This is a genomic window from Stenotrophomonas sp. TEPEL (assembly GCF_004348785.1).
Lineage (GTDB): Bacteria > Pseudomonadota > Gammaproteobacteria > Xanthomonadales > Xanthomonadaceae > Stenotrophomonas > Stenotrophomonas indicatrix.
Map to the genome: position 1 here is coordinate 626,025 of NZ_QQXJ01000001.1, position 23,326 is coordinate 649,350.

Annotated in this window: 16 protein-coding genes and 1 pseudogene; 10 read left to right on the top strand and 7 right to left on the bottom strand. The window is 66.9% G+C overall.

The window, feature by feature from the left end:
- Positions 1-330: 330 nt before the first annotated feature.
- The 3 genes from TEP_RS02905 to TEP_RS02915 form a co-directional block, all read right to left on the bottom strand.
- Positions 331-2,670: a family 20 glycosylhydrolase gene (locus tag TEP_RS02905; RefSeq protein ID WP_132824196.1), complete on the bottom strand. Its 2,340-nt coding sequence runs from the start codon at positions 2,668-2,670 to the stop codon at positions 331-333.
- A gap of 123 nt (positions 2,671-2,793) precedes the next feature.
- Entirely contained in the window at positions 2,794-5,418 is a 2,625-nt protein-coding gene (locus TEP_RS02910; RefSeq protein WP_132824198.1) for a TonB-dependent receptor, read from the bottom strand.
- 106 nt (positions 5,419-5,524) lie between these two features.
- A complete protein-coding gene (locus tag TEP_RS02915; RefSeq protein ID WP_033832013.1) occupies positions 5,525-6,541 on the bottom strand; it encodes a glucokinase family protein in 1,017 nt (338 codons plus the stop codon).
- A gap of 384 nt (positions 6,542-6,925) precedes the next feature.
- On the opposite strand from TEP_RS02915, the gene TEP_RS02920 reads away from it, so the two are divergent.
- The 6 genes from TEP_RS02920 to TEP_RS02945 all read left to right on the top strand — a co-directional run bounded on the left by TEP_RS02920 (position 6,926) and on the right by TEP_RS02945 (position 15,937).
- Positions 6,926-8,218, top strand: a complete 1,293-nt coding sequence (locus TEP_RS02920; protein ID WP_080149834.1) for a sugar MFS transporter — start codon at positions 6,926-6,928, stop codon at positions 8,216-8,218.
- 39 nt (positions 8,219-8,257) lie between these two features.
- The gene (locus TEP_RS02925) at positions 8,258-9,325 is read left to right on the top strand and encodes a LacI family DNA-binding transcriptional regulator (protein WP_025878684.1); all 1,068 of its coding nucleotides are present in this window, start codon (positions 8,258-8,260) and stop codon (positions 9,323-9,325) included.
- A gap of 7 nt (positions 9,326-9,332) precedes the next feature.
- Positions 9,333-10,361, top strand: coding sequence for an SIS domain-containing protein (locus TEP_RS02930; protein ID WP_025878683.1), 1,029 nt, complete (start codon positions 9,333-9,335; stop codon positions 10,359-10,361).
- Entirely contained in the window at positions 10,361-11,509 is a 1,149-nt protein-coding gene (nagA, locus tag TEP_RS02935) for an N-acetylglucosamine-6-phosphate deacetylase (protein WP_132824199.1), read from the top strand. Before TEP_RS02930 ends, nagA begins: the two co-directional genes overlap by 1 nt.
- A gap of 2 nt (positions 11,510-11,511) precedes the next feature.
- Positions 11,512-12,579, top strand: coding sequence for a heparan-alpha-glucosaminide N-acetyltransferase domain-containing protein (locus tag TEP_RS02940; RefSeq protein ID WP_132824201.1), 1,068 nt, complete (start codon positions 11,512-11,514; stop codon positions 12,577-12,579).
- Positions 12,580-12,895: 316 nt separating this feature from the next.
- A complete protein-coding gene (locus tag TEP_RS02945; RefSeq protein WP_132824203.1) occupies positions 12,896-15,937 on the top strand; it encodes an autotransporter domain-containing protein in 3,042 nt (1,013 codons plus the stop codon).
- Positions 15,938-16,384: 447 nt separating this feature from the next.
- Here TEP_RS02945 and TEP_RS02950 read toward each other — a convergent pair whose 3' ends face one another.
- A complete protein-coding gene (locus TEP_RS02950) occupies positions 16,385-16,807 on the bottom strand; it encodes a hypothetical protein (RefSeq protein WP_132824205.1) in 423 nt (140 codons plus the stop codon).
- 372 nt (positions 16,808-17,179) lie between these two features.
- On the opposite strand from TEP_RS02950, the gene TEP_RS02955 reads away from it, so the two are divergent.
- From TEP_RS02955 to TEP_RS02965, 3 genes are read left to right on the top strand one after another with little or no spacing between them, the layout of a single operon-like run.
- Positions 17,180-18,220, top strand: a complete 1,041-nt coding sequence (locus TEP_RS02955; protein ID WP_132824207.1) for a S41 family peptidase — start codon at positions 17,180-17,182, stop codon at positions 18,218-18,220.
- Between the two features lie 3 nt (positions 18,221-18,223).
- Positions 18,224-18,559, top strand: a complete 336-nt coding sequence (locus tag TEP_RS02960) for a hypothetical protein (RefSeq protein ID WP_132824208.1) — start codon at positions 18,224-18,226, stop codon at positions 18,557-18,559.
- Between the two features lie 51 nt (positions 18,560-18,610).
- Entirely contained in the window at positions 18,611-19,045 is a 435-nt protein-coding gene (locus TEP_RS02965; RefSeq protein ID WP_132824209.1) for an SseB family protein, read from the top strand.
- A gap of 57 nt (positions 19,046-19,102) precedes the next feature.
- On the opposite strand, the gene TEP_RS02970 is transcribed toward TEP_RS02965, so the two are convergent.
- From TEP_RS02970 to TEP_RS19885, 3 genes are all read right to left on the bottom strand, one after another.
- Positions 19,103-20,323 (bottom strand): multifunctional CCA addition/repair protein, encoded by a 1,221-nt coding sequence (locus TEP_RS02970; RefSeq protein WP_132824210.1) that lies wholly within the window; start codon positions 20,321-20,323, stop codon positions 19,103-19,105.
- A gap of 90 nt (positions 20,324-20,413) precedes the next feature.
- A complete protein-coding gene (locus tag TEP_RS02975; RefSeq protein WP_132824211.1) occupies positions 20,414-22,399 on the bottom strand; it encodes a transglycosylase SLT domain-containing protein in 1,986 nt (661 codons plus the stop codon).
- A gap of 18 nt (positions 22,400-22,417) precedes the next feature.
- Positions 22,418-22,678 (bottom strand): hypothetical protein, encoded by a 261-nt coding sequence (locus TEP_RS19885; RefSeq protein ID WP_240790768.1) that lies wholly within the window; start codon positions 22,676-22,678, stop codon positions 22,418-22,420.
- On the opposite strand from TEP_RS19885, the pseudogene TEP_RS02980 reads away from it, so the two are divergent.
- A pseudogene (locus TEP_RS02980) lies at positions 22,620-22,957 on the top strand (biopolymer transporter ExbD). The gene TEP_RS19885 and the pseudogene TEP_RS02980 sit on opposite strands and share 59 nt — an antisense overlap.
- Positions 22,958-23,326: the final 369 nt, after the last annotated feature.

Genomic DNA, 23,326 nt, shown 5'->3' on the forward strand with positions numbered 1-23,326 from the left:
GCGTGTGGCTGAAACTTTCAGATGCGCGTAGATGCCCAGTAGATCCACGCCATGCGTGGATGGATCTCGCCGGCGCCAACCAAGGTTGGCGTCTACCAAAGGCAGCCAGGCATGGCCTGGCTCCAGTAGATCCACGCCATGCGTGGATGGATCTCGCCGGCGCCAACCAAGGTGTGGCGTCTACCAAGGCAGCCAGGCATGGCCTGGCTCTACGGCAGATCCACACCATGCGTGGATGGATCTCGCCAGCGCCAACCAAGGTTGGCGTCTACCAAAGACAGCCAGGCATGGCCTGGCTCTACGGTAGATCCACACCATGCGTGTCCGCCGTTATTTCCCGAGCGTCACCTCATCCAGCACCCACATCGCCGGGCGCGTGTCGCCGGTGAAGTTGATGCACAGGTCACCCGTGCCCGAGGTGCCCTTCGGCAAAGCCGCGCGCAGGGTCACGAAGCCGTCGGCATCGGTCTGCGCCGGCAACGGCACCTGCGCCAGGACCTTGCCGGTGCAGTCACCGCGACGGATCAGCATTTCGCCGTGCGCGCTCCGGGCCTTTTCGAAACGACGCTTCGGCTCGTCGTGGGCCAGCTGGAAGTAGTACGGAATGCGGCCCGCGCGCACTTCCACGCTGCCGATGCCATCCAGCTGTGCCTGCGGCCAACGCCAGCACGGCTGGAAGATGTCGACGGTGAACACCGCACGCGCACCTTCGCGCGGACCATCATCTTCCAGGCGCAGGACAAGGCCCTTCTCGCCGACGCAGCTGCGCAGTGCTTCGCTGTGCCGCGACAGCAGCGACTGCGCGGTGTACGCCGCCACCGTCGGCTTGGCGGCCAGCGGCTGGCCCTGGTAGAAGGCGGCAGCCTGCACCGTCGCCGGCAGCGTGGACGTCAGTGGCTGCCGGTACAGCGGCGATTGTGCGGTCACCGGCTTGCCGTCGTTGCTGTAACGCACTTCATAGCCCAGTGGATTGGCCAGCGACACGGTCACCGTGTTCGCCGCGCGGTCATCGGTATGGGCCACGCCCACTTCGAATGGCGTCTGCGCGTAGGCCAGGCCCCAGGCCCGATAGCGCTGCAGCTGCGAGGGCAGGCGGGCCAGGAAGTCGCGGAAATCGCGACGCTCCGGCGTGCTCCAGCCGGTCTCGGCCACGGCGGCCAGGCGCGGGAACAGGTTGTGCTGCAGACGCGCGTAAGTGCGCGTGTGCTCGGTGAACATGTTCGCCTGCAGGCCGAGGATGTGCCCGCGCTTGTCGGCGGCCAGTTCGGCCGGCACCGGTTCGTAGTTGTAGAGCTTGGCCAGGTTCACCTGCGTCGGCCGGCCCGGCGGTTCGTTTGGCGAGGCCGTCTGCAGGTAATCCAGGTACAGGTGGCTGACCGGCGACATCACCACATCGTGGCCGGCGCTGGCCGCAGCAAGGCCGCCTTCGGTGCCGCGCCATGACATTACCGTGGCCTGCGGCGGCAGGCCGCCCTCAAGGATCTCGTCCCAGCCGATCAGGCGGCGGTCGTGTTGTTCCAGGAAGGTCTCCAGGCGCTTGATGATGTGGCTCTGCATGGCCATCTCATCCTTGATGCCGAGCGCGCGCATGCGCTGCTGCACCTGTTTTGATGCCTCCCACTGGTCCTTCACCGCCTCGTCGCCACCCACATGCACATACCTGGCCGGGAACAGCTGGATCACTTCTTCCAGCACGTTTTCCAGGAAGGTAACGGTGCCGTCCTCGACGTTGAACAGGTTCGGGAACACGCCCCATTCGCTCAACGGTTTCAACGGCGTGTCGATCGTACCCAGTTCCGGATAGGCGGCGATGGCAGCGGTGGCGTGGCCGGGTACATCGATCTCGGGAATGACCTGGATGTGCAGCTTGGCGGCGTAGGCGATCACGTCGCGGATCTGGTCCTGCGTGTAGAAGCCGCAGTACGGATGCTCCTTGCCACTGACCGGATCGATGCCGGCATCACCGGCCGGAAGGCGGCAGCTGCCGACGTCGGTCAGCTTCGGGTAGCGCTTGATCTCCATGCGCCAGCCCTGGTCGTCGGTCAGGTGCCAATGGAAGGTGTTGAGCTTGTGCGCGGCCATCGCATCGAGCACGCGCTTGATCTCGTCCAGGCTCTGGAAGTGCCGCGCCGAGTCGAGCATGAAGCCACGCCAGCTGAAGCGCGGCGCATCCTGGATCTGCACGGCCGGCAGCACGCCGTTGCTGCCGCCGGTGGCGAGTTGGGCCAGGGTGGTGGCGCCGTAGAACAGGCCGGTCTCGTTGCCGGCCTGCACCAGCACGCCCTGCGCGGTGCTGTCCAGCGTGTAGCCCTCGCCGCTGTCGCGGAAGGTCGGCACGATCTGGAAGCGGATGCTGTTGCCCTTGGCGGCGGCCTTGCCGTTGGCCACGGCCAGTCGCGGCCCACCACTGCGCGCCAGCATGTCGGCGAACTGTGCGGCCACGCGCTGTGCGGCTTCGCCATCGGCATGCAGCACGGTGGCCGCGCCCACGGTGATGCCCGCGCCGTTGCCGCGCTGCACGTTGGCCGGTGCGGGAATCAACATCAGGCTGCCGGCGCGCAGTTGCGGGCCAGGGCCGGTATCGAGTGCCGGGGCATCGGCGGCCCGGGTGGCTGTGGGAAGCAGCGCCAGGCCCAGCAGCATGCTGGCAAGGGGGAAGGGTCGCATCATCTCACTCCTGTGGTGGTCGGCTCGCTGCCGCGCGTGGCCGACGCGCAGGCGGCGATTCCAGTCTCCCATCGTACGACGGGCCCGGAAATCCGGGCCCGTCGCGATGTGCAGCTGGGTGCAGGCTTAGAACTTGAAGTGCAGGGTGGCCATATAGCGACGGCCGCTCTTGTACTTGCCGGCCAGGTGTTCCTTGTCGCCCAGGTACTGGAAGTAGGTCTCGTCCAGCAGGTTCTGTGCATCGACCGTCAGCGACCAGTTGTCGTTGAAGGTGTAGCCGAAGCTGGCGCCCAGTTCTGCGTAGTCGTCCACGCTGGACGGGGCAGCGCCGGCCACGTAGCCGCCGGCCAGATAGCTGTCACGCCAGTTGTAGGTCAGGCGCGCATTGATCGGGCCCTTCTCGTAGTACGGACTGAACGCAATGGCATTGCGCGACTGGTAAGGCAGCGGATCGCCGGTGTTGTTCTCGCCGTTGGCGTAGGTGTAGTTGGCGGTCAGGCCGAAGCCGCTTTCACCGAAAGGCTGCTGGAAGCTGATGTTGAAGCCCTTGACGTGGCCGCTGCCGGCGTTGCGAGGGCGCTGGATGCTGTAATCGCAGTAGCCATCGGCGGTACAGCCGTTGCTGCCGACGATGTTGGCCCAGGTGGCCGGCGACGTATCGCGGATCGAGTTGTACTGGCGCTCGATGGTGGCCGAGGTGTCGATGTAGTTGTCGATCTTCTTGTAGAACACCGACCAGGCCACCACCGCCTGCGGCGCGTAGTAGTACTCGGCCGACGCGTTGTAGTTCCACGATTCATACGGCGACAGGTCGGCGTTGCCGCCCGAGCCGGTCAGCGTGGTGTCGTTGAGGAAGGTGTTGTTGACCATCTGGTTGTACGGCGCCCAGGCGATCACCTTGGCCGCAGAGAAGCGGAACACCCAGTCGTTGTCGGTGTCCCAGGCCACGTTCAACGAAGGCAGCACGAAGTCTTCCTTCTTGGTGCGGGTCTGCCACTTGCTGTCGAGGTCGGTCAGCGTGGGAGTGCCGCCGTAGACAAAGCCGCTGCCCTCGGTCTTGGAGTCGACGTAGCGCACGCCCAGATTGCCGCGCAGCGGGCCGTTGGAGAAGTTCAGCTGCGCATAGGCGGCATTGTTGGTCTGGGTCAGCGCCCAGCTGTTGTTGAGATAGCTGGCCGCGTCGGGGTTGCTGTAGTCGATCGGGCTGTTGCGCACCCAGTTCAGCACGTTGTTGCGGCCAGCCTGGATGTGGCGGCCCTGGTCGGGGCTGAAGCCCTGGATGTCGGTCAACCCGATGGTGCCCACGTCGGCCAGAGTGCCCGGGGTGACGCCGCCATAGACGTTGAGGGTGAAGGCTTCATCGTGCTTGCCGTGGCGTACACCGAACTGCAGCTGGTTGAAGATGCTGTCGAACTGTACGTTGAAATCGAGCTGGGCGTAGGTGTCCTTGCTCTCGGTGGAGAACACGCCGTTGTTGCCGAACCAGCCGCCGGCCGAACCCCAGTTGGATGGATTGCGTGCGCCGGCCGGGTCATCGAAGGTGATGCCCTGTTCCATGTTCCAGCTGTAGCCGCCGTTGTAGAACGGCTCGATGAAGAACTGGGACAGTTCCTTGTTATCTGACTTGCTCTGGCCCACCTGGCCGGTCACGCCCCAGGTCTCGTTCTTCCAGGCGCCGCGCAGGTCAACACCCTTGGTGGTGACCTCGGACAGGCGCACGTTGTTGTCATAGATGACCGTGCCACTGTTGGCGGTGGCGCTTGCGTTGGAATGGCCGCTGGTGGCCACGCCGTTGCGCACGTTGCCGAGCTGGTTCACTGCATTGACCGTGCCCGGGTTCCAGGTCAGGAACGAGTACAGTGACTGGTTGTAGTTGTCGAACTTTTCCTTGATATACATGCCGCTCAAGTTGAACTCGAGCTCATCGGTTGGCTTGAACTGCAGGTTGACCACAGCGCTGTCACGCTTGCGCTCCTGCTGGAACCAGGCGGCATTGAAGGAGTTGGGCACGTCCACGTCGCCGGCCACGCCGGTGGCATTGGTGAAGGTGCTGGCCTTGACGTAGCCGAACACTTCCTTGCCCTGCCGGTCCACGGCCTCTTCATAGTGCTGGGCCGATACCGCGATGCCGAAGGTTTCAGCATCATTCTTCCAGCTGTACAGCGCGGCCGCGTTCGGCTTGCCTTCGCTGGCCTGCTGGCTGTAGCTGTAGCCCACCGATGCGGCTACTTCGTGCTGCTTCAGGTCCAGCGGCTGGCGGGTGTGCATCAGCACGGTACCGCCCAGGCTGCCTTCGGTCAGGCGTGCTTCGGAGCTCTTGATGATCTCGGCACGGCCAAGGATCTGCGGTGCCAGCAGGGTGTAGTCGAAACCACGGTTGGGCTGCTCACCATACAGCCAGATGGCCTGTGCCACCGGGTGGTTGTCGAGGAAGGACAGGTTGAGGCTGGGGTCGGTGCCGTCGATGCTGACGCGCTCGCCCTGGCCGAAACGGCGGTCGAGCGTAACGCCAGGAATCTGCGACAGCGCTTCAGCAACATTGGTGCTGGGGAATTTGCCGATGTCCTCGGCGGTGATCGCTTCGGACACACCGACGTTGTTGCGCTTGGTGTCCAGCGACTTTTCCAGGCTGGCACGGATGCCCACCACCTGCACGGTGTCCAGGTCCTGCGGGTTCTGGTCCTGCGCGTGCGCGGAGAAGGCGAGGCAGCCGACGATGGCTGCCGAAAGCAGAGTCTTGCGGGTATTCATGATGTCTCTCCTCATCACTCGTTGGGTGCCGGCGGCGGCATGCGGATTGCGATTACGGCGTGGAACGGGACGACGTGCTGCGATTGCATTGAAGCCGATTGCAGGTTCAGGCGTCGGCGTGGAGCAGGTACCAGCTGGCAGCGCCGATCACGCCCAGTTGTCCGTGCTCGACTACCTTCACCGGGATGCGTGCCAGCGCCTCGCCCATCGGCCCCTTCTGCAGGTAGCGTTCGACGAAAGTGCTGGTACGCAGGTACTCGCGGATCTGCGGCAGGATCCCGCCGGCCAGGTACACCCCGCCGTGGGCGCCGTAGAACAGGGCCATGTCGCCGATGGTGCTGCCGAGCAGGCCGCAGAACACATCCAGCGCCTGACGCGCCAGCGGATCGGTGCCGGTCATCGCCGCAGCGGTGACCGCATCGGGGCTGGCCAGCGCCGGTGCCTGCCCCTGCAGCGCGCAGATCGCGCGGTACAGGTTCATCAGGCCGGGACCGGAAAGGGCATGTTCGATCGACACGTGCGCGCGGTCGCGCTGCATGTGGCGGACGATCGCCATTTCCAGTTCGGTGCTGGCGGCCAGGGTCGGCTGGCCGGCTTCGGTGGCCAGCACCACCGGGCCGTTGGCGGTGGGAATCCACAGCGCTGCGCCCAGGCCCGTGCCAGGGCCGACCACCAGGGTCGGGCCGCGCGGCGCCGTTTCCGGGCCGCACAGGTGCAGCACGCCGCTGGCATCGACCTGCGCGGCCGCGTAGGCCACCGCTTCGAAGTCATTGACGATGTGCACCCGCTGCAGGCCGACGTCGGCCTCGATCTGCCGCGCCGACAACGGCCACGGCACGTTGGCGGTGATCACCGTGCCGTCTTCGCGGGCATAGCCGGCGGTGGCGACCACGCAGTGCGACGGGCGCGGGCCTTCGGCCAGGAAGTCGGCGAGGATCGCGCTGAGCCCGGCGTGGTCGGCGTTGCGGTACTTGCGGTAATCGAGCACCTGCACCGGATGGGCATCGTCGCCGCTGGCCTGGACCCGGGCGACACGCACATGGGTGCCGCCAACGTCGGCAGCCAGGAACGAGGGCGCGACGCGGGACAGGACATGGGCCGGGGCGGGATGGCTGGCGGTCACGCGGGCTCCTGCTGCAGGTGGAGCCGGCCCCGGGAAGGGCAACGATGGAGCCGGCGATTGGGCGGAGTCTGTAACCGCGTTGACAACGATGTCAACGAGTTCGTGACACTTTCGTTGCTGCGCCGCAACGAATGCAGATCGCCGTAAACGTTTACATGGCGTGAATACTGCATCCCGGGCGGAACCGTTGCAGCAAGGGGCTTCAAGGGCCAAGCGCATTCAGCGGATGGCCGTGCAACGCGCTTGCGCAGTGCAGCATGAGGTGGGGTGACCAGTGCGTGGAAGTTGACAAACGGTCGCTGTCCATCGAAAGAATGTGACAACGTTGTTCCCAGCCACTCTCCGACGCCGTGTTCTGCGGCCGTCGCCGCAGGAGCCTTCCTGATGTCAGCCGTCCCCGCTGCAAGCGCACGCCCGAACGTGGCCTCGTCCATCGCCATCGTCGGCGTGCTGTTCTTCCTGATCGGCTTCTTCACCTGGCTCAACGGCCCGTTGATCACCTTCGTCAAACTCGCCTTCGAGCTGAGCGAGGTCGGCGCCTTCCTGGTGCTGATGGTGTTCTACCTGTCCTACTTCTTCCTGGCCCTGCCGGCGTCGTGGATCCTGCGCCGCACCGGCATGAAAAAAGGCCTGAGCCTGAGCCTGCTGGTGATGGCCGGTGGTGCGGCGTTGTTCGGTGAATTCGCCACCCAGCGCTGGTATCCCGGTGCACTGGGCGGCCTGTTCGTGATCGGTAGCGGCCTTGCGCTGCTGCAGACCGCGATCAACCCGTACATCTCCATCCTCGGCCCGATCGAAACCGCCGCACGGCGCATCGCGATGATGGGCATCTGCAACAAGATCGCCGGCATCCTTGCGCCGATATTGATCGGCACCCTGGTGCTGCATGGCATCGGTGATCTCGACGCTCAGGTGCAGGCCGCCGATGCGGCTACCAAGGCCACGCTGCTCAACCAGTTCGCGGCCAAGATCCACGCGCCGTATCTGGGCATGGCGGCACTGCTGGTCGTGCTGGCAGTGGCCGTGCTGTTCTCGCCGCTGCCCGAAATCAAGGCCTCCGAGGCCAATGCCACACCGGCCGGCGTGCCAGGCAAGGCCGAGCGCAGCAGCATCTTCCAGTTCCCGCATCTGTGGCTGGGCGTGCTCTGCCTGTTCGTCTACGTGGGCGTGGAAGTGATGGCCGGAGATGCCATCGGTACCTACGGCCATGGCTTCGACCTGCCGCTGGACCAGACCAAGATGTTCACCGCGTTCACCCTGTTTGCGATGCTCATCGGCTACGTGGTCGGCCTGGTGTTGATCCCGCGAGTGGTCTCGCAGTCGCGCTACCTGACCGTCTCGGCGGTACTGGGCGTGCTGTTCTGCCTGGGCGCCTTCTTCACCCACGGCTATGTGTCGGTCGCCTTCGTGGCGCTGCTGGGCTTTGCCAACGCGATGATGTGGCCGGCGATCTTCCCGCTGGCGATCCGTGGCCTGGGCCGCTTCACCGAAACCGGTTCGGCGCTGCTGGTCATGGGCATCGCCGGCGGCGCGATCATTCCGCAGCTGTTTGCCGTGCTCAAGCAGCACATCGACTTCCAGCTGGTGTTCCTGCTGCTGATGGTGCCCTGCTACCTGTACATCCTGTTCTACTCGGTGGTCGGCCATCGCGTCGGCCTGCCGCAGGACAAGGTCTGATCGGCGATGATGGACGGCAGCCAACCCCAGGAAAAGCCGATGCGCAGAGCGACCATCAAGGACGTTGCCGAAAAGGCCAAGGTCTCGCTGAAGACGGTGTCGCGGGTGATCAACAACGAGCCCTCGGTGATGCAGGCCACCCGTGCGCGGGTGCTGCGTGCCATCGCCGAGCTCGACTACGAACCCGATCCGTCGGCGCGCAACCTGCGCAGCGGCACCACCTTCGTGATCGGGCTGGTGTACGACAACCCCAACCCGTACCACATCATCGGCGTGCAGAACGGCGTGCTCGCGGCCTGCCGCGAAACCGGCTTCGGCCTGCAGATCCATCCGTGCGATTCCAGTTCGCCGCTGCTGGCCGATGAACTGGCCGACTGGGTGCAGCGCTCGCGCCTGGCCGGGCTGGTGCTGACCGCCCCGATGTCCGAACGTCGCGACCTGGTCCAGGCGCTCACCGCGCGCGGCATCAAGCTGGTGCGGATCATCGCCGCCACCGAAGATCCGGCCGATGGCGCCTGCGTATTCGTTGACGACCGCGAAGCCGCCTATGAAATCACCGAGCACCTGATCCAGCTGGGCCACCAGCGCATCGGCTTCCTCTGGGGTGGCACCTCGCACCGTTCTTCGGGCGAACGCTACGCCGGTTACGAGGCCGCGCTGAAGGACTACGGCATGACCGTGGACAAGCATCTGGTGGTGCAGGGCGACTACACCTTCGACGATGGTTTCCGCGGTGCGCGGCGCCTGCTGGCGCTGCGCGAACCGCCCACCGCCATCTTCGGCTCCAACGATGAAATCGCCGCCGGCGTGCTGGCCGCAGCGAAGTCGGCCGGCATGAACGTGCCCTACGACCTGTCCATTGCCGGCTTCGAGGACAGTCCGTTCTCGCGCCAGTCGTGGCCGCCGCTGACCACCGCCAAGCAGGCCACCGAAGACATCGCCCGCCATGCCGCGCGCCTGCTGATCGCGCAGCTGCGCAGCGATGCCTACGACGATGCGCCGGCGCCGCTGCACAACCAGGGCTTCGTGCCGCAACTGGTGGTGCGCGGCTCGACCGCACCGATGCGTCCCGCCGCCGCGCGCCCCCTCCCTTCCGATCCTTCCTGAGCCTGCCATGTCGCTGTCCGATCCCACCGCCACCCTGATGTTCGCCGAGGCCGCCGAAGCGGCCGAGGTCGTTGCCCGCCAGTTCGCCCGCAACCACGCCGTGATGGAGACGCTGGCAGCCAGCCTGCGCGCTGCGCCGCCGCCGTTCGTGGTGACCTGCGCACGTGGCAGCTCCGACCATGCCGCGACCTACGGCAAGTACCTGCTGGAAACCCAGCTGGGCCTGGTCGTTGCCTCGGCCTCGCCATCGGTGGGTTCGGTCTACGCTGCACCGCTGCAGCTGCGCGGTGCGTTGTTCATTGTCATCTCGCAGTCCGGCAAGAGCCCGGACCTGCTGCGCAATGCCGAAGCGGCCAAGGCCGCTGGCGCGCGCGTGGTGGCGCTGGTCAACGTCGAGGATTCTCCGCTGGCACAACTGGCCGACACGGTCATTCCGCTGCATGCCGGCGTGGAGAAGAGCGTGGCGGCGACCAAGAGCTACCTTGCTTCGTTGTCCGCGCTGCTGCAGCTGGCCGCGTACTGGAAGCAGGACAGCGCGCTGCGCAATGCACTGGACCTGCTGCCCGATGCGATGCGCGAGGCTTGGCAGTGCGACTGGAGCGCGGTGACCGATGGCCTGGTGGAGGCCAACAACCTGTTCGTGCTCGGCCGTGGCCTCGGCCTGGGCGCGGCGCAGGAAGCAGCGCTGAAGTTCAAGGAAACCTGCAGCCTGCATGCCGAGGCCTACAGCTCGGCCGAGGTCAAGCATGGTCCGATGGCGCTGGTCGATCGCGGCTTCCCGGTGCTGGCCTTTGCCCAGCCCGATGAGACCGGCGCCGGCACCCGCGCCGTGGCTGAAGAGTTCACCGCACGTGGCGCCAAGGTGTGGCTGGCCGGTGCCGGCGGCAACCTGCCGGTCGCTGCCGCGCCGCATCCGCTGTGCGCGCCGCTGCTGACGGTGCAGAGCTTCTATCGCGCGATCAATGCACTGGCGCTGCGCCGCGGCTTCAACCCGGATCTGCCGCCGCATCTGAACAAGGTGACGGAGACGGTGTGATGGCAACCGTCCTGCGCAATGCCCGCATTCTTGCCGGCGATGAGTTCCGCGATGACCTTGCGGTGGTGATCGAAGACGGCCACATCAGCGCGCTGCTGCCCGACGCGGCGCCGCAGCTGGGTACGGCCGACGAGCAGGTGGACCTGGGCGGTGGCTGGCTGCTGCCCGGCTTCATCGATGTACAGGTCAATGGCGGTGGCGGTGCGCTGTTCAACAACACGCCCGACGTCGAGTCGCTGCGCACGATTGCCCGTGCGCATCGCCGCTTCGGCACCACGGCGATGCTGCCGACCCTGATCAGTGACGACGTGGACGTGATGCGCGAGGCGATCGGCGCGATGCGCCAGGCCATTGCGCAGGGTGTGCCCGGCGTGATCGGCATCCACCTGGAAGGCCCGTACATCGCACCGGCGCGCAAGGGCACGCACGATGCCAGCAAGTTCCGCGTGCCGGACGAGCAGGAAATCGAACTGGCGTCGTCGCTGGACAACGGCGTGACCCTGCTGACCCTGGCGCCCGAGCGCGTGCCGCTGGAGACCATCCGCGCGCTGGTCGAGCGCGGTGTGATCGTCGCTGCTGGCCACACGGCCGGCACCTATGAAGAGATCCGTGCCGGCCTCGATGCCGGCGTGCGTGGCTTCACCCATCTGTACAACGCGATGTCGCCGCTGCAGGGCCGAGAGCCCGGCGCGGTCGGCGCCGCGCTGGAAGATCGCGACAGCTGGATCGGCATCATCGTCGATGGCGTGCACGTGCATCCGGCCAGCCTGCGGGTGGCGCTGGCGGCCAAGCCGCGTGGACGCTTGCTGCTGGTGACCGACGCGATGCCGCCAGTCGGTGCCGACGATCCGAGCTACGTGCTGTATGGCGAAACCATCACTGCCGTCGACGGCGTGGTGCGCAACGCGGCCGGTTCGCTGGCCGGTTCGGCGCTGGACATGGCCACTGCCGTGCGCAACACCGTGCAGTTGCTGCGCCAGCCACTGGCCGAAGCCGCGCGCATGGCCTCGACCTATCCGGCGCAGTTCCTCAATGTCGATGATCGCCTGGGTTACATCGCCGAGGGCTACCAGGCCGACCTGGTGCTGCTGGACGACGCGCTGCAGGTGCGTGGTACGTGGATCGCCGGCCAGTACGAGGCGGCCTGAGGATGAGCAGCGCGCCGCCACGCCGGTTGGGCTCGATCGACGCCCTGCGCGGCATGACCGTGGCGGCGATGCTGCTGGTCAACAACCCCGGCGACTGGAGCGCGGTGTTCGCACCGCTGCGCCATTCCGACTGGCACGGCTGTACGCCGACCGATCTGGTGTTCCCGTTCTTCCTGTTCCTTGTTGGCGTGTCGATGGCTTTCAGCGTGGCACCGCGCGCGTTGGATCCGGCCGCACGGCCTGCGCTTGCACGTGGCGTGCTGGAACGCGCGCTGCGCATCGCCGTTGCCGGTGTGCTGCTGCACCTGCTGGTGTGGTGGGCACTGCACACGCACCATTTCCGCATATGGGGCGTGCTGCAGCGCATTGCGCTGTGCGCGGCCGTGGTGGGTATGCTGGCGGTGCATGCGCGCCCGCGCGTGCAGGCGGCCGCGCTGGTGGCGCTGCTGGTGGGTTACGCCGCGCTGCTGCTGGGCGTGGGTGACCTGGCGCCGTGGACCAACCCGGCCAGTCGCCTGGATACCACCTTGTTCGCGCCATGGATCTACCAATGGCAGGCCGATACCGGTCTGGGCCATGACCCGGAAGGATTGCTGAGCACGCTGGGCGCATTGGCCAGCACCGTGCTGGGCCTGCTGGCCGGGGGCCTGCTGCGCAGTGGCCGCGCCGGTGCATTGGCCGCGCTGGGTGCGGTCACCGCCGTGCTCGGCCTGCTGCTGGCCATCGTGCTGCCGTTGAACAAGCAGCTGTGGACGCCCAGCTACGTGCTGTGGACCGGTGGCCTGGCCGCGCTGGCATTGTGGCTGGGCCACCTGCTGATCGACCGCAAGGGATGGCCGGCGCTGGGCCGGCGCTTCGGCGTCAATGCCATCACCGCCTATCTGGGTGCCTCGGTGATGTCGGTGATCCTGCTGGCCACCGGCGCCTGGGGGTGGGTCTGGCAACAGTTGGCCGCAGCAATGCCACAGGCGCTGGAGCTGGCCTCGATGCTGCAGGCGCTGGCGTTCGTCGCGCTGTGGTGGGGCGTGGCGTGGTGGTTGGACCGGCGTCGCATTTATCTGAAGATCTGAGCGCGGCAAACATCGTGCAGAACGGCCCATCCACGCATGGCATGGATCTACTGGGCATGGCCCATCCGGGCGTGGATCCATGGCTATCCAGGTGTGCCATGCCCGCTGTGCCATGCGTGGATGTTCCATCCCGGGCGATGGGAAATGAATCGGTTCATCGACATGCGGGCTGCGTGACTACTTCCCGGTTTCACAACGAAAGCGTGACCGACTGCCGATAAATTCACCTGTCGAAACCACTCATGGCAGGGCAGACTGCATCAGCAGTGTCGTACAGAGCATCCGCAGTTCCTGATCCCCGACCCAGGAGTGCTGTATGTCCCATGTCGTCCCGCGCGGGCTGCGCCAGCGCCGCTTGACTGTTTCCCTGCTGCAGATCCTGGCGATGCCCTCGCTGCTCGCCCTGTCCGCCCCTGCCGCCTGGGCCGGCTGCGACGCGACGGCTCCCGTGGCCGGGCAGACCGTCACCTGCAGCAGCACCGCCCCCAATCCCGAGACAGCAGCCATCAGTGCCACTGGCGCGGCGGGCATCACCGTGAATGTTGGCAATGGCGCGCAGCTGCAGCAGGCCGGCGCGGACAGCGCCATCTCCCTGCTCGGCGCGGGCGGGCACGTGCTCACCAATCTCGGTGCCCTCAGCTCGGCGAGCGGTACCGCAGTACAGCTTGGCGGCGGCAGCCGCGTCGACAACACCGGCAGCATCAGTTCCGGCAGCGGTATCGCACTGCAGTTCAGCGGTGCCGGCGACAGCGAGCTGGTCAACCGCGGCACCATCAGTGGCAGCAGCGGCGTGCAGTTCGGCGCCGGCAACGATCGTCTGCAGATGCTGGCCGGCAGCATCAGCGGCGGCGTGCAGCAGGGCGATGGCAACGACGTGCTGCTGCTCAGCGGCGGCACCCTCGACAGCCTCGACCAGGGCAATGGCGATGACCAGCTGACCGTCAACGCCGGCACCATCACCGGGCTGGTGACGCAGGGCAGTGGCCGCGATGATTTCGTCATGACCGGTGGCACCATCGGCGCCCTGCAGCAGGGCGACAACATCGACACCTTCCGCATGAGCGGTGGCCGCATCGTTGGCGCGTTCGAAGATGGCGACCAGGCGTGGATGACTGGCGGCCGCATCGGCCGCGTCAACATGAAACTGGACAAGAACCTGTGGGACATGTCCGGCGGCACTGTCGACGGCAACGTGGTCACCGGCTTCGACACCGACACCATCATCATCTCCGGCACCGCTTATGTAGGCGGCAACATCAGCGTCAGCGGCGGCAATGACAGCGTGACCATCACCGATGGAACCGTGCGCGGTCAGGTGCTGCTGAGTACCGGCAACGACACCTTCAACTGGAATGGCGGCGGCATTGTCTACGGCGCCATCGACGCAGGACCCGATGACGACGTCGCCACGCTGAGCAATCTCAACCAGGGCAACATCGGTGCGGTGCCGCTGTTCGACGGCGGCAGCGGTAATGATCGCCTCAGCTTCAACAACGTCAAGTCCGCTGGAGTGGGGCGCTTGCAGAACTGGGAAGCGGTCAGCCTGGCCAGCAGCACCGAGCTCACCTTCGATGGCGACCTGGTGCTGGGCGACAGTACCAGCGGCACCGGGTCACTCACCCTGGATGACACCAGCACGATCTATGCAGGCAGCGGTACGCATGCAGTGCGTCCTTTCAGCGGCAGCGCGTTGGTCAATGTGGTCAATGCCGGGCGCATCGATCTGACCGGTTCTGCGCCGGGCGATGTATTTACCGTGCGCGGCAACTACCGTGGGGATGGCGGCGGGCTGTACCTGCGTACCGTGCTGGCGGCGGACAACGCCACCAGCGACCGATTGGTGATCGATGGCGGCACGGCCAGTGGTAGCACCGGTATCGGCATCCTCAACGCGGGCGGCAGCGGCGCGGCCACGCTGGTCGACGGTATCCTGGTGGTGCAGGCGCTGAACGGCGCAACCACCGCGCCAGGCGCGTTCTCGTTGTTCGCACCGGTCTCGGCCGGTGCCTACGAGTATTTCCTGTTCAAGGGCGGCGTCAGCGCCGGCACCGGCGAGAACTGGTACCTGCGTTCGACATTGGCGGCCGGGCCGACGCCCGCGCCGAACGGCGGCGGCGAAGTACTGCCACCGCCACCGCCGACGCCACCGGTGGCGCCACCACCGCCGATTCCCCCGGCACCCCCACCGCCGCCAGAGGGTGCCATCGATCCGGACCTGACCGCAGGCGAGACCGCACCGCCGCCACCGCCGCCGGAACCTGCGCCCGTAGCGCCGCCCAGTGATCCACCCGTACCGGACGTGCCGGTGGCCGGTGGCAGCCTGCCCGGTACCGGTTCGCCGCCGCCCAGTGCGGGGGCAAGGCCCGCCGCGCCGGACGGGAACGGCCTGGTGCCGCTGTACCGCCTGGAGACTGCGGCCTACGCCGTGGTGCCACCGCTGCTGCGCGAGACCTCGCTGGCCAGCCTGGGGACCTTCCATGAGCGCCAGGGCGAACAGCGCCTGCTGTACAACCAGGGCGCCTTCCGCACGGCGTGGGGACGGCTGGTGGGGCAGAGCAGCGAGATCCACTGGAAAGGCGATGCACGGCCCGGCTTCGATGGTGACGTGATGGGTGTGCAGGCAGGCCTGGATGTGTGGGCTGCCAGCGGTGACAGCCACCGCAACCAGATCGGCGTGTTCGTCGGCCGTACCCGCGCCGATGGCAGGATCACCGGCCTGGCCGTGGGCTGGGACAACGTGTTGGTCGGCCAGAGCCGGTTGGACGACAAGCACGTGGGCCTGTACTGGACGTTGACCGACAGCGGCGGCGGCTACATCGACGCGGTGGCGATGCAGAGCCGCTACGACGGCCGCACGCGCTCCTCGCGCGGGCTGGGCATCGACCTCAAGGGCGATGGCACCACGCTGTCGCTGGAAGCGGGAAAGCCACTGCTGCAGTTCGGGCAGTCATCGTGGTGGCTGGAACCGCAGCTGCAGGTCATCTGGCAGCGCAGTTCACTGGATGACCAGCGTGATCTGGTGTCGACCGTTTCCTTCGACAACGACAACGCCTGGACTGGCCGCGTCGGCCTGCGCCTGGCGGGCGATTACCAGTTGGCCGACAACGGCTGGCAGCCGTACTTCAAGTTGAATTACTGGCACGGCCGTTCTGGCGAGGACCGCATCCTGTTCGACAGTGATGCGATCATCAATTCGCAGCGCTCGCGCGCACTGGAAGCCGGTGTCGGCATGGTCGGGCGTTTCAACCGCGCGATCAGCGCGTATGCCGTGGCCGACTACACCCGCGAAGTTGGTGGAAGCGACAACGACAAGCGCCGCGTCATCGAAGGCAACATCGGCCTGCGCGCGGACTGGTGACGACCTCCGCTTTGGTGGGTGTCGACCTTGGTCGACACGAATCCAACCGACGCCATAATCCACTCCGATTGGTGCCGACCCAGGTCGGCACGAATCCCCCCGGCGTCATGACCCGCTCTTGTGGGGGTCGACCTCGGTCGACACGAATCCCTCCAGCGGCATGACCCGCTCTGGTGGGTGCCGACCCAGGTCGACACGAATCCCTCCAGCGGCATGACCTGCTCTGGTAGGTGTCGACCTCGGTCGACACGAATCCATCCAGCGCCATGACCCGCTCTGGTAGGTGTCGACCTCGGTCGACACGAATCCCTCCAGCGCCATGATCCGCTTTGGTGGGTGCCGACCCAGGTCGGTACGAATCCCTCCAGCGCCATGACCTGCTCTGGTAGGTGTCGACCTCGGTCGACACGCCCTGGCTACCAATCAAGCAATCCCAACGCCGCTGCATTACAACGGCGAACGCCCCAGCAACGCGCCCGCGTGATCGGCCAGCAGCTGCACCGCGTGCAACAGCCCTTCCTCCGTCAGCGGCGGGCACTGCGCTTCCGCGTCGTCCAGTTCACGCGCCGCCTGCGTCGCCAGCAGCACACCTCCCAGCGCCGACAACGCCAGCAGGCAGCGCGTGGCGCAGGCCAGATCGCGCGCCCGCGCCGGCGTGATGCGCAGTTCCGTCCACGGCTCGCCGTCAGCGGCGTGGCAGCGCGTGACGTCGCGCAGCCGCTTGAAGAAGGCGGGCGTGGGGGCAGCTTCATCGGCTTCGGCCAGCGCGACTTCCAGCGCTTCGGCGGTGGCGTTGGGCAGCTGCAGGTTGGGCAGGGCATCACCCAGCAATGTATGCAGGCGCGGATAGGTGGGGTGGAGCGTGGTCATGGCAACAACCTCACAGGGCTGGGCCACCTGCGGGATGCAAGGTGGCGGGCGGTGCGGGTTGGCGTGCCGGTCAAGAGCAAAGAAGAAGCCGACGGACCCAAAGGTCCCCACGCACCGCCCGCCATGGACCGGCAGGTGGTGCATTGTCGCGAGTGCCTGCATCGAGGCAATCGGTCATCTTTGCTCATTGATTCAGGACGCCAATCCCGGCCAGCGCATGTGGCGCCGGCACAGCGACCTTCGCGCGTTTGCCAGCGTGCCGACATGGGCAAAGTTGTAAATCGCAGTCCGATCCTGACGTGCCTGATGCGACACGCCGCGCGGCGGCCAAGGCGTTATGCTTCGCCTTCATTCAACGACAGGGAGATGTCGATGCGGAACAGCAAAGGATTGCCGGGGCGTGCCCTCCTCATCGCCGCGCTGCTGGCAACGACCGCTGCCACTGCGGCCGACGCCATCGAGATTCCATCACCCGCCGCACAGGCACAGCTGCTGGACATGCTTGAACGCGAGGCGCTGTACCGAGGCAGGGTCGATTGGCCTGCCACGCGCACGCGGCTGAAGGATGCGCAGGGCGATCCGGCCAAGGTCCGGACCGTCCTGGCCGAGGCCATCGGTCGCAGTTCAGGCGGTCACGGCAGCTGGATGACCCCGCAACGACAGCAGCAACGTGTGGAGCGTTTCGCCCGCGAAAACGCCACCGCCGCTGCCCGCAGCGAAAGCGACGCCGCTCGCGCACGTGACCCGCGTATCGGCCAGGTGCTGATCGAGGGCTATGCGGCAGACCCCGGTGCGCCGCCGCAGCAGCTGCAGCAACAGAACATCCAGCGCGCGGTGCGTTGGCAGAACATCATCCGTGAAAAGGACAGCACGCCTCGCTGCGGCTGGATCGTCGACCTGCGCGACAACACAGGCGGCAACATGTGGCCGATGCTGCTGGGCGTTGCGCCGCTGCTGCGCACCTCGGCGATGGCTATCGAGGACGTGGGCTCATTCGAGACCGCCGACGGTCCGGTACGCTGGCAGACCACTGCCAGTGGCGTGCGCATGGGCGAGGCGACGCGCCTGGATTTCGGCCAGCCCGGTTATCTGCCCCGCCAGGTTGGCGCGCCGGTGGCGGTGTTGACCGGCCCGCGCACCGCCAGTTCCGGCGAAGCGACCGTACTGGCGTTCCGTGGCCGCGCGCAGACCCGCAGTTTCGGACAGCCCACGGCGGGTGTATCGACGGCCAACGTGGTGCGCCGGCTGGTGGACGGCAGCGCGTTGGTGCTGACCACCAGCGTCATGCGCGATCGCAATGGAAATGGCGACGGGCGGAAGATCGCGCCGGACCAGGCCACCGTCGGCGATGCCGCCACGGTGGCGGCGGCCGAAGCCTGGCTGCTGGCCCAGCCCGCCTGCAAGGAGGGCTGAACGTTGCTGCTGATCGGCCAACACGAGCGGGTGCTGATTGTCGGACCCACCGAAGCACACCACTGCCTGCGCTGCCAGGCTGAAACCGAATTCGCCCCGCAGCTGCGCTACAAAATGGCGCGCATCGATCTGCTGTTCGGCTTCGTCTACCAGCGCCGCTACGAGCTGTCCTGCACCGGCTGCGAACATGGCTGGGTGCTGGATACCGAAAGCATGGACCAGCAGCTGGGCGGGGTGCCGATCCCATTCCGGCACCGCTTTGGGCTGCCGGTGATGCTGGTGATAGTGGCCGGGCTGGCGGTGGCGCGGTGGATGTGGCGGCATGGACACGTCGCTTGAAGACGCGGGCTGCTAAAGTTGCAGCCAGTAGCCACGCAGTCGGACCCCACCATGGACCACGAAACGCCTTTCGAACCCGCCAACGACCTGGAAGTGCGCCTGTTGCAGGCCCAGGACGGAACCCTCACGGCCTCGCAGTTCCTCGATGGCCTGCTGACCTCGACGGCGTTCGTGCTGCTGGACAAGGCCATCGGTGAAGACGGCGCCTGGGACGAGAGCATTTCGCCGCTGGTGTTGACCAGCGAAAGCGGCGAGCCGATGTTTGCGGTGTTCACCGCGCCCGAGCGCGCGGAGATCTGGCATGAGCAGCTGCCGCAGTTCGCCCACGCCATGCCGATCGCGGTGCATGCACTGCTGTCGGGCATCGGCGAGGGCGTCGGCCTGGTGCTGAACCCCGGCCTGGACGTGGGCATGGAGATGATTCCCGACGCGGTGGAGCAGCTGAAGCAACGCGCGGCGGCGATCACCCGTGGGATGGCGCACTGATAGCGCTGTGGTTGCCGGCCAGCGGCCGGCACTACCGGTAAAAGTGCCGGATAAGCTTCAGCGGGCGGCGGCGATCGCCCGTACACGCGCCTTGGCCAGCGCCTCACCAATGGCCGGGCCTTTGAGGTGTGTGGTGTCCAGGTCCCGCGCCTGCACTGACAGCGCCGCCCGGTGCAGGCGCTTCAGCGTCTCGCCCTGCGGGTAGTCGCTGTCCTCGAAACCCAGCCGGCCGCGCTTGTCGGCCTCGCAGCACAGCGCGATGCGTGCCACCCGCTCCGGCCGGCGCAACGCATCGCAGCGGCCCAGCAGTTCCAGCACGGTGGCATCGCGCAGTTCGTCGATGCGATGCACGTTCAGATGCTCGCGGCATACCGCCTCGGCCAGCTGCTGGTGCTCGGTGGGAATCTTCAGGCGCGCGCACAGGGCTTTCAGCGGTTTGATGCCGCGCTGCTCATGCATGATGTGGCGCGGCCATTCCTCGGCCGGGGTCAGGCCCTTGCCGAGGTCGTGGGTGAGTGCGGCGAAGCCGACCAGGTCATCACCGGGCGCCAGCGTCGCCGCCATGTCGCTGACCATTTCCTGGTGGATGCCGGTGTCGACTTCCGGATGGAATTCCGCGCGCTGCGGCACGCCGTACAACGCTTCCAGCTCCGGCAATATCGGGCCCAGCGCGTGCGCGTCGTGCAGGGTGCGCAGGAACGCGGACGGGCGTTCGCACACCAGTGCCTTGCGCAGTTCCTGCCACACACGTTCCGGTACCAGCGCGTCGAGCTCGCCACTGGCGGCCACCTCGCGCATCAGCGCCATGGTTTCCGGCGCGACGGTGAAGCCGAGCGAGGCGAAGCGGGCCATGAAGCGCGCCGCACGCAGCACGCGTAGCGGGTCTTCAACGAAGGCGGGACCGACATGGCGCAGCACGCGCTGCTCGATATCGCGCGCGCCGCCATAGGGATCGACCAACGTGCCGCTGTCTTCATCGCAGGCGATGGCGTTGATGGTGAAGTCGCGGCGCTGCAGGTCTTCTTCCAGCGTCACCGCCGGATCGGCATCGACCACGAAGCCGCGGTAGCCACGGCCGGATTTGCGTTCGGTGCGGGCCAGCGCGTATTCCTCGCCGGTCTTCGGGTGCAGGAAGACGGGAAAATCACGGCCCACGGCGGTGTAGCCCTGCGCTTCCATCTGCGCGGGCGTGGCGCCGACGACGACCCAGTCACGGTCGCCGGCAGGGCGCTGCAACAGGCGGTCGCGCACGGCGCCGCCGACAAGATAGATCTTCATGGGGGGATGATGGCACGGTAGCGCCGTGCCGTCCCCGGCAGAACACATGGCGTTCGCCGGGCATGGCCCGGCGCCATCGATACAACGTGATCAATCGCCGCCCTGGTCGGCGTTGGCGGCGCAGGTGAAGGCCTTGCGCTTGTCCACCAGACGGCCCATCAGGCGGTCGCTCAGCGGCAATGCATCGCCATTGAGTCGCCAGTCGTAGATCACGCTGAAGGCCAGCACGCGGGCGACATACTCGCGCGTTTCCTTGTAGCTGATGGTCTCGATCCACAGGTCCGGATCGAAGCCCGGGCGCTGGGTCTGCCAGCGTGCGGTCGGCGTCGGGCCCGCGTTGTAGGCGGCGATGGTCACGTAGGGCAGGCCGTCGTACTTGTTCATCAGCTGCCGCAGGTACGCGGTGCCGATGGCGATGTTGGTGTCCGGGTCGTACAGGCTGTCAGCGCCGCCGTAGCCGGTCAGGCCGATGGACCTGGCCACGCCGGCGCCGGTCGCCGGCAGTACCTGCATCAGGCCCATGGCGTTGGCAGGCGAACGCGCGCGCGGGGTGAAAGTGCTTTCGGCGCGGATCTCGGCGGCCACCCAGGCCGGGTCGATGGCATTGCGTGCCGATTCACGGCGGATCGTGGCGTCGTGGTGCAGCGGGAAACGCAGGTCGTACAGGCGTTGCTCCTGCGGCTGCTTGCCGAGCGCGAACACCGCGCGGTCGAACCAACCGTTGTCCTGCGCCACGCGCACGGCGAGGCGACGCTGGGTGTCATCGAAGCGCGACAGCGCATTGTTCCATTCGGCCACCGCCCAGCCGGCGCGGTCGATCTGGTACAGCGCCATCGCCCGTTGGATGGCCGGATCGCGAGCCACCGCGGCCTGCGCCTGCGCACTGTCGTTGGGCTTCCACGGGCACAGCGTGTAGGGCTGCTGCAGCTTGTCCGCAGCAAGGAAGCCATGGAAGGTCGGCGCGCGCGCGGCTTCGCGGAACAGCGGCTGCGCCTGCTGTGCCTGGCCGGTCTTTTCCAGCATGCGGCCTTCGAAATAGCGCCAGCGCGAATCGTTGCGCTGGGTCGGGCCCATCTTGCGGATCGCCGCCAGCGTCGCCGGCCAATCGCCGCGCGACATCGCTTCGCGCGCGCGCCATTCGTGCAGGCGTTCGTCATAGGCCGCATCGGGCACGGCATTCAAACGGCGGGCCGAGTCAGGCAGGTACGACGCTACCGTCCACAGCGCGATCTGGTAACGCACCTGGGCCTGCTGCTCGGCGCTCAGGCCCAGCGCCTGCGCGTACTGCGGCAGCTGCTGTTCGGTAGCATCCGGGTCGGCCTTGGCCAGCTTGGCCAGACCGTCGGTGGCGATGCGCCGGCTGCGCTCGTTGCGCGGCCAGTTCAGGGCGCTGGCGTTGGGCTTGTCGACGAAGGCGGCGTAGGTGTTGGCCAGGGCCAGATCACTGGCCGGCAGGCCGCGCGCGGCCGAACGCATCACCGCCGGCTGCTGTGCATCGGCAGCGGCATCGATGCGTTCCCAGCGCAGCGCATCGCTCAGGCCACCCTGCGCCTGCAGCACGGCGAACACGGCGTCGCAGGCATCGGGCAACGACTTGCCGTTCTTGCGCCACAGATCCTGGGCTTCACCGATCCACTGCGGGTCCAGCTTGCCGGTGGCCTGGCGCGCTGTCAGCTGCGCACAGCGCAGGCCGAGGTTGTCGGTGGGAGCCCAGTTGGCCAGCAGCGTCGGCCAGTCCTGGCGGCGCGCGACAGAGGGCAGCCAGGCGCTGCGGAAGCTGTTGGCCACGGCCTGGCCCTGGTAGCGCTTGAGGAAGGCCTGTGCCTGCGCCGTATCGACGGTGTCGATGTGGCGCCGCAGGTTGGCGAACTCCAGCCAGCCATACGCGGGATGGCGGCTGAGCGCGGCGGCCTGGCCGGGATCGAACTGGCCACGTTCGGCGGCGGCGATGGCGGCCTTCAGCTGGGCGTTCTGGGCATCGAGGGACTGGGCACTCGCGCAGCCGATCAGCAGCGTGGTGGCCAGCGGGAGCAGGGACAGGGCGGTCGAAGATCGTCGGGTCATGACGACCAGCATAGCGGGCAGTGGCTGAATTCAGTTTCGCATTGTGTACACGGCCGAAGACGGCAACGACAGCTGAACAATGGCGGGATCCACACTGCCGCCAGGGTGGTTGTCCGGCGTAGGTTTGGGCTGGGGCAACCGGCCCTGCTGCAGGGAGCGGCACATGGCATTCAATAGCGCAGGAAGAAGCGGCCCACTGGCGGACATCAACGTCACGCCACTGGTGGATGTGATGCTGGTGTTGTTGATCATCTTCATCGTGACCGCGCCGATGTTGTCGCGGCCGATCAACGTGCAGTTGCCGCAGGCCACCGATCGCGTGGTTGATCGCCCCGAGCCACCACCGCCGATCGAGCTGCGCCTGGATGCGTCCAGCCAGTTGAGCTGGACGGGCAGCCGATGGCCATCGGCGATCTGCAGTCGCGCCTGCAGGCGCAGGCCAGTGAGCATGCCGGCAACCTGCCGGAGCTGCGCATCAGCACCGATCCGTCGGCCGAGTACGACGGCATGGCCCAGATCCTGGCTGCCGCCGAAGCCACCGGCATGCAACGCATAGCGTTCGTGCAGTGAGCGGATCACCGGTGCGGCCGTCCCAAGGGAAGGCCGCACGTGCACCGGTAACGCCGGGTCATACCCGGCGGCAGGCCTGCGATGCGCACCGGGCTTGGCAGAGACGTGTTCGACAATTCGCCGGGCATGGCCGGCGCTACCGGAACTCCGCCGGGCATGGCCAGGCGCTACCGTGAGCCCGGCGGGAATGATCCACCGCCACGGGGATGTCTTCGTACGCGCATTCCGGTGAATACGTAGGCAAATGACGTTATCTGCTTTCAGAATCGTCAAATTCGCGTGAAAGAGTGTCGCGCATCACGCCGCGATGTTTACCGCTTGTTTACAAAGGAGACGCTGCCGCCATGCAGGGGGGAGCGCGGCAGTCCA

Excerpts from the sequence above, each read along its gene's own strand:
- TEP_RS02905 (WP_132824196.1), bottom strand. The coding sequence starts at position 2,670 with ATGATGCGACCCTTCCCCCTTGCCAGCATGCTGCTGGGCCTGGCGCTG.
- TEP_RS02910 (WP_132824198.1), bottom strand. The coding sequence starts at position 5,418 with ATGAATACCCGCAAGACTCTGCTTTCGGCAGCCATCGTCGGCTGCCTC.
- TEP_RS02920 (WP_080149834.1), top strand. The coding sequence starts at position 6,926 with ATGTCAGCCGTCCCCGCTGCAAGCGCACGCCCGAACGTGGCCTCGTCC.
- TEP_RS02925 (WP_025878684.1), top strand. The coding sequence starts at position 8,258 with ATGCGCAGAGCGACCATCAAGGACGTTGCCGAAAAGGCCAAGGTCTCG.
- TEP_RS02930 (WP_025878683.1), top strand. The coding sequence starts at position 9,333 with ATGTCGCTGTCCGATCCCACCGCCACCCTGATGTTCGCCGAGGCCGCC.
- nagA (WP_132824199.1), top strand. The coding sequence starts at position 10,361 with ATGGCAACCGTCCTGCGCAATGCCCGCATTCTTGCCGGCGATGAGTTC.
- TEP_RS02940 (WP_132824201.1), top strand. The coding sequence starts at position 11,512 with ATGAGCAGCGCGCCGCCACGCCGGTTGGGCTCGATCGACGCCCTGCGC.
- TEP_RS02945 (WP_132824203.1), top strand. The coding sequence starts at position 12,896 with ATGTCCCATGTCGTCCCGCGCGGGCTGCGCCAGCGCCGCTTGACTGTT.
- TEP_RS02950 (WP_132824205.1), bottom strand. The coding sequence starts at position 16,807 with ATGACCACGCTCCACCCCACCTATCCGCGCCTGCATACATTGCTGGGT.
- TEP_RS02955 (WP_132824207.1), top strand. The coding sequence starts at position 17,180 with ATGCGGAACAGCAAAGGATTGCCGGGGCGTGCCCTCCTCATCGCCGCG.
- TEP_RS02965 (WP_132824209.1), top strand. The coding sequence starts at position 18,611 with ATGGACCACGAAACGCCTTTCGAACCCGCCAACGACCTGGAAGTGCGC.
- TEP_RS02970 (WP_132824210.1), bottom strand. The coding sequence starts at position 20,323 with ATGAAGATCTATCTTGTCGGCGGCGCCGTGCGCGACCGCCTGTTGCAG.
- TEP_RS02975 (WP_132824211.1), bottom strand. The coding sequence starts at position 22,399 with ATGCTGGTCGTCATGACCCGACGATCTTCGACCGCCCTGTCCCTGCTC.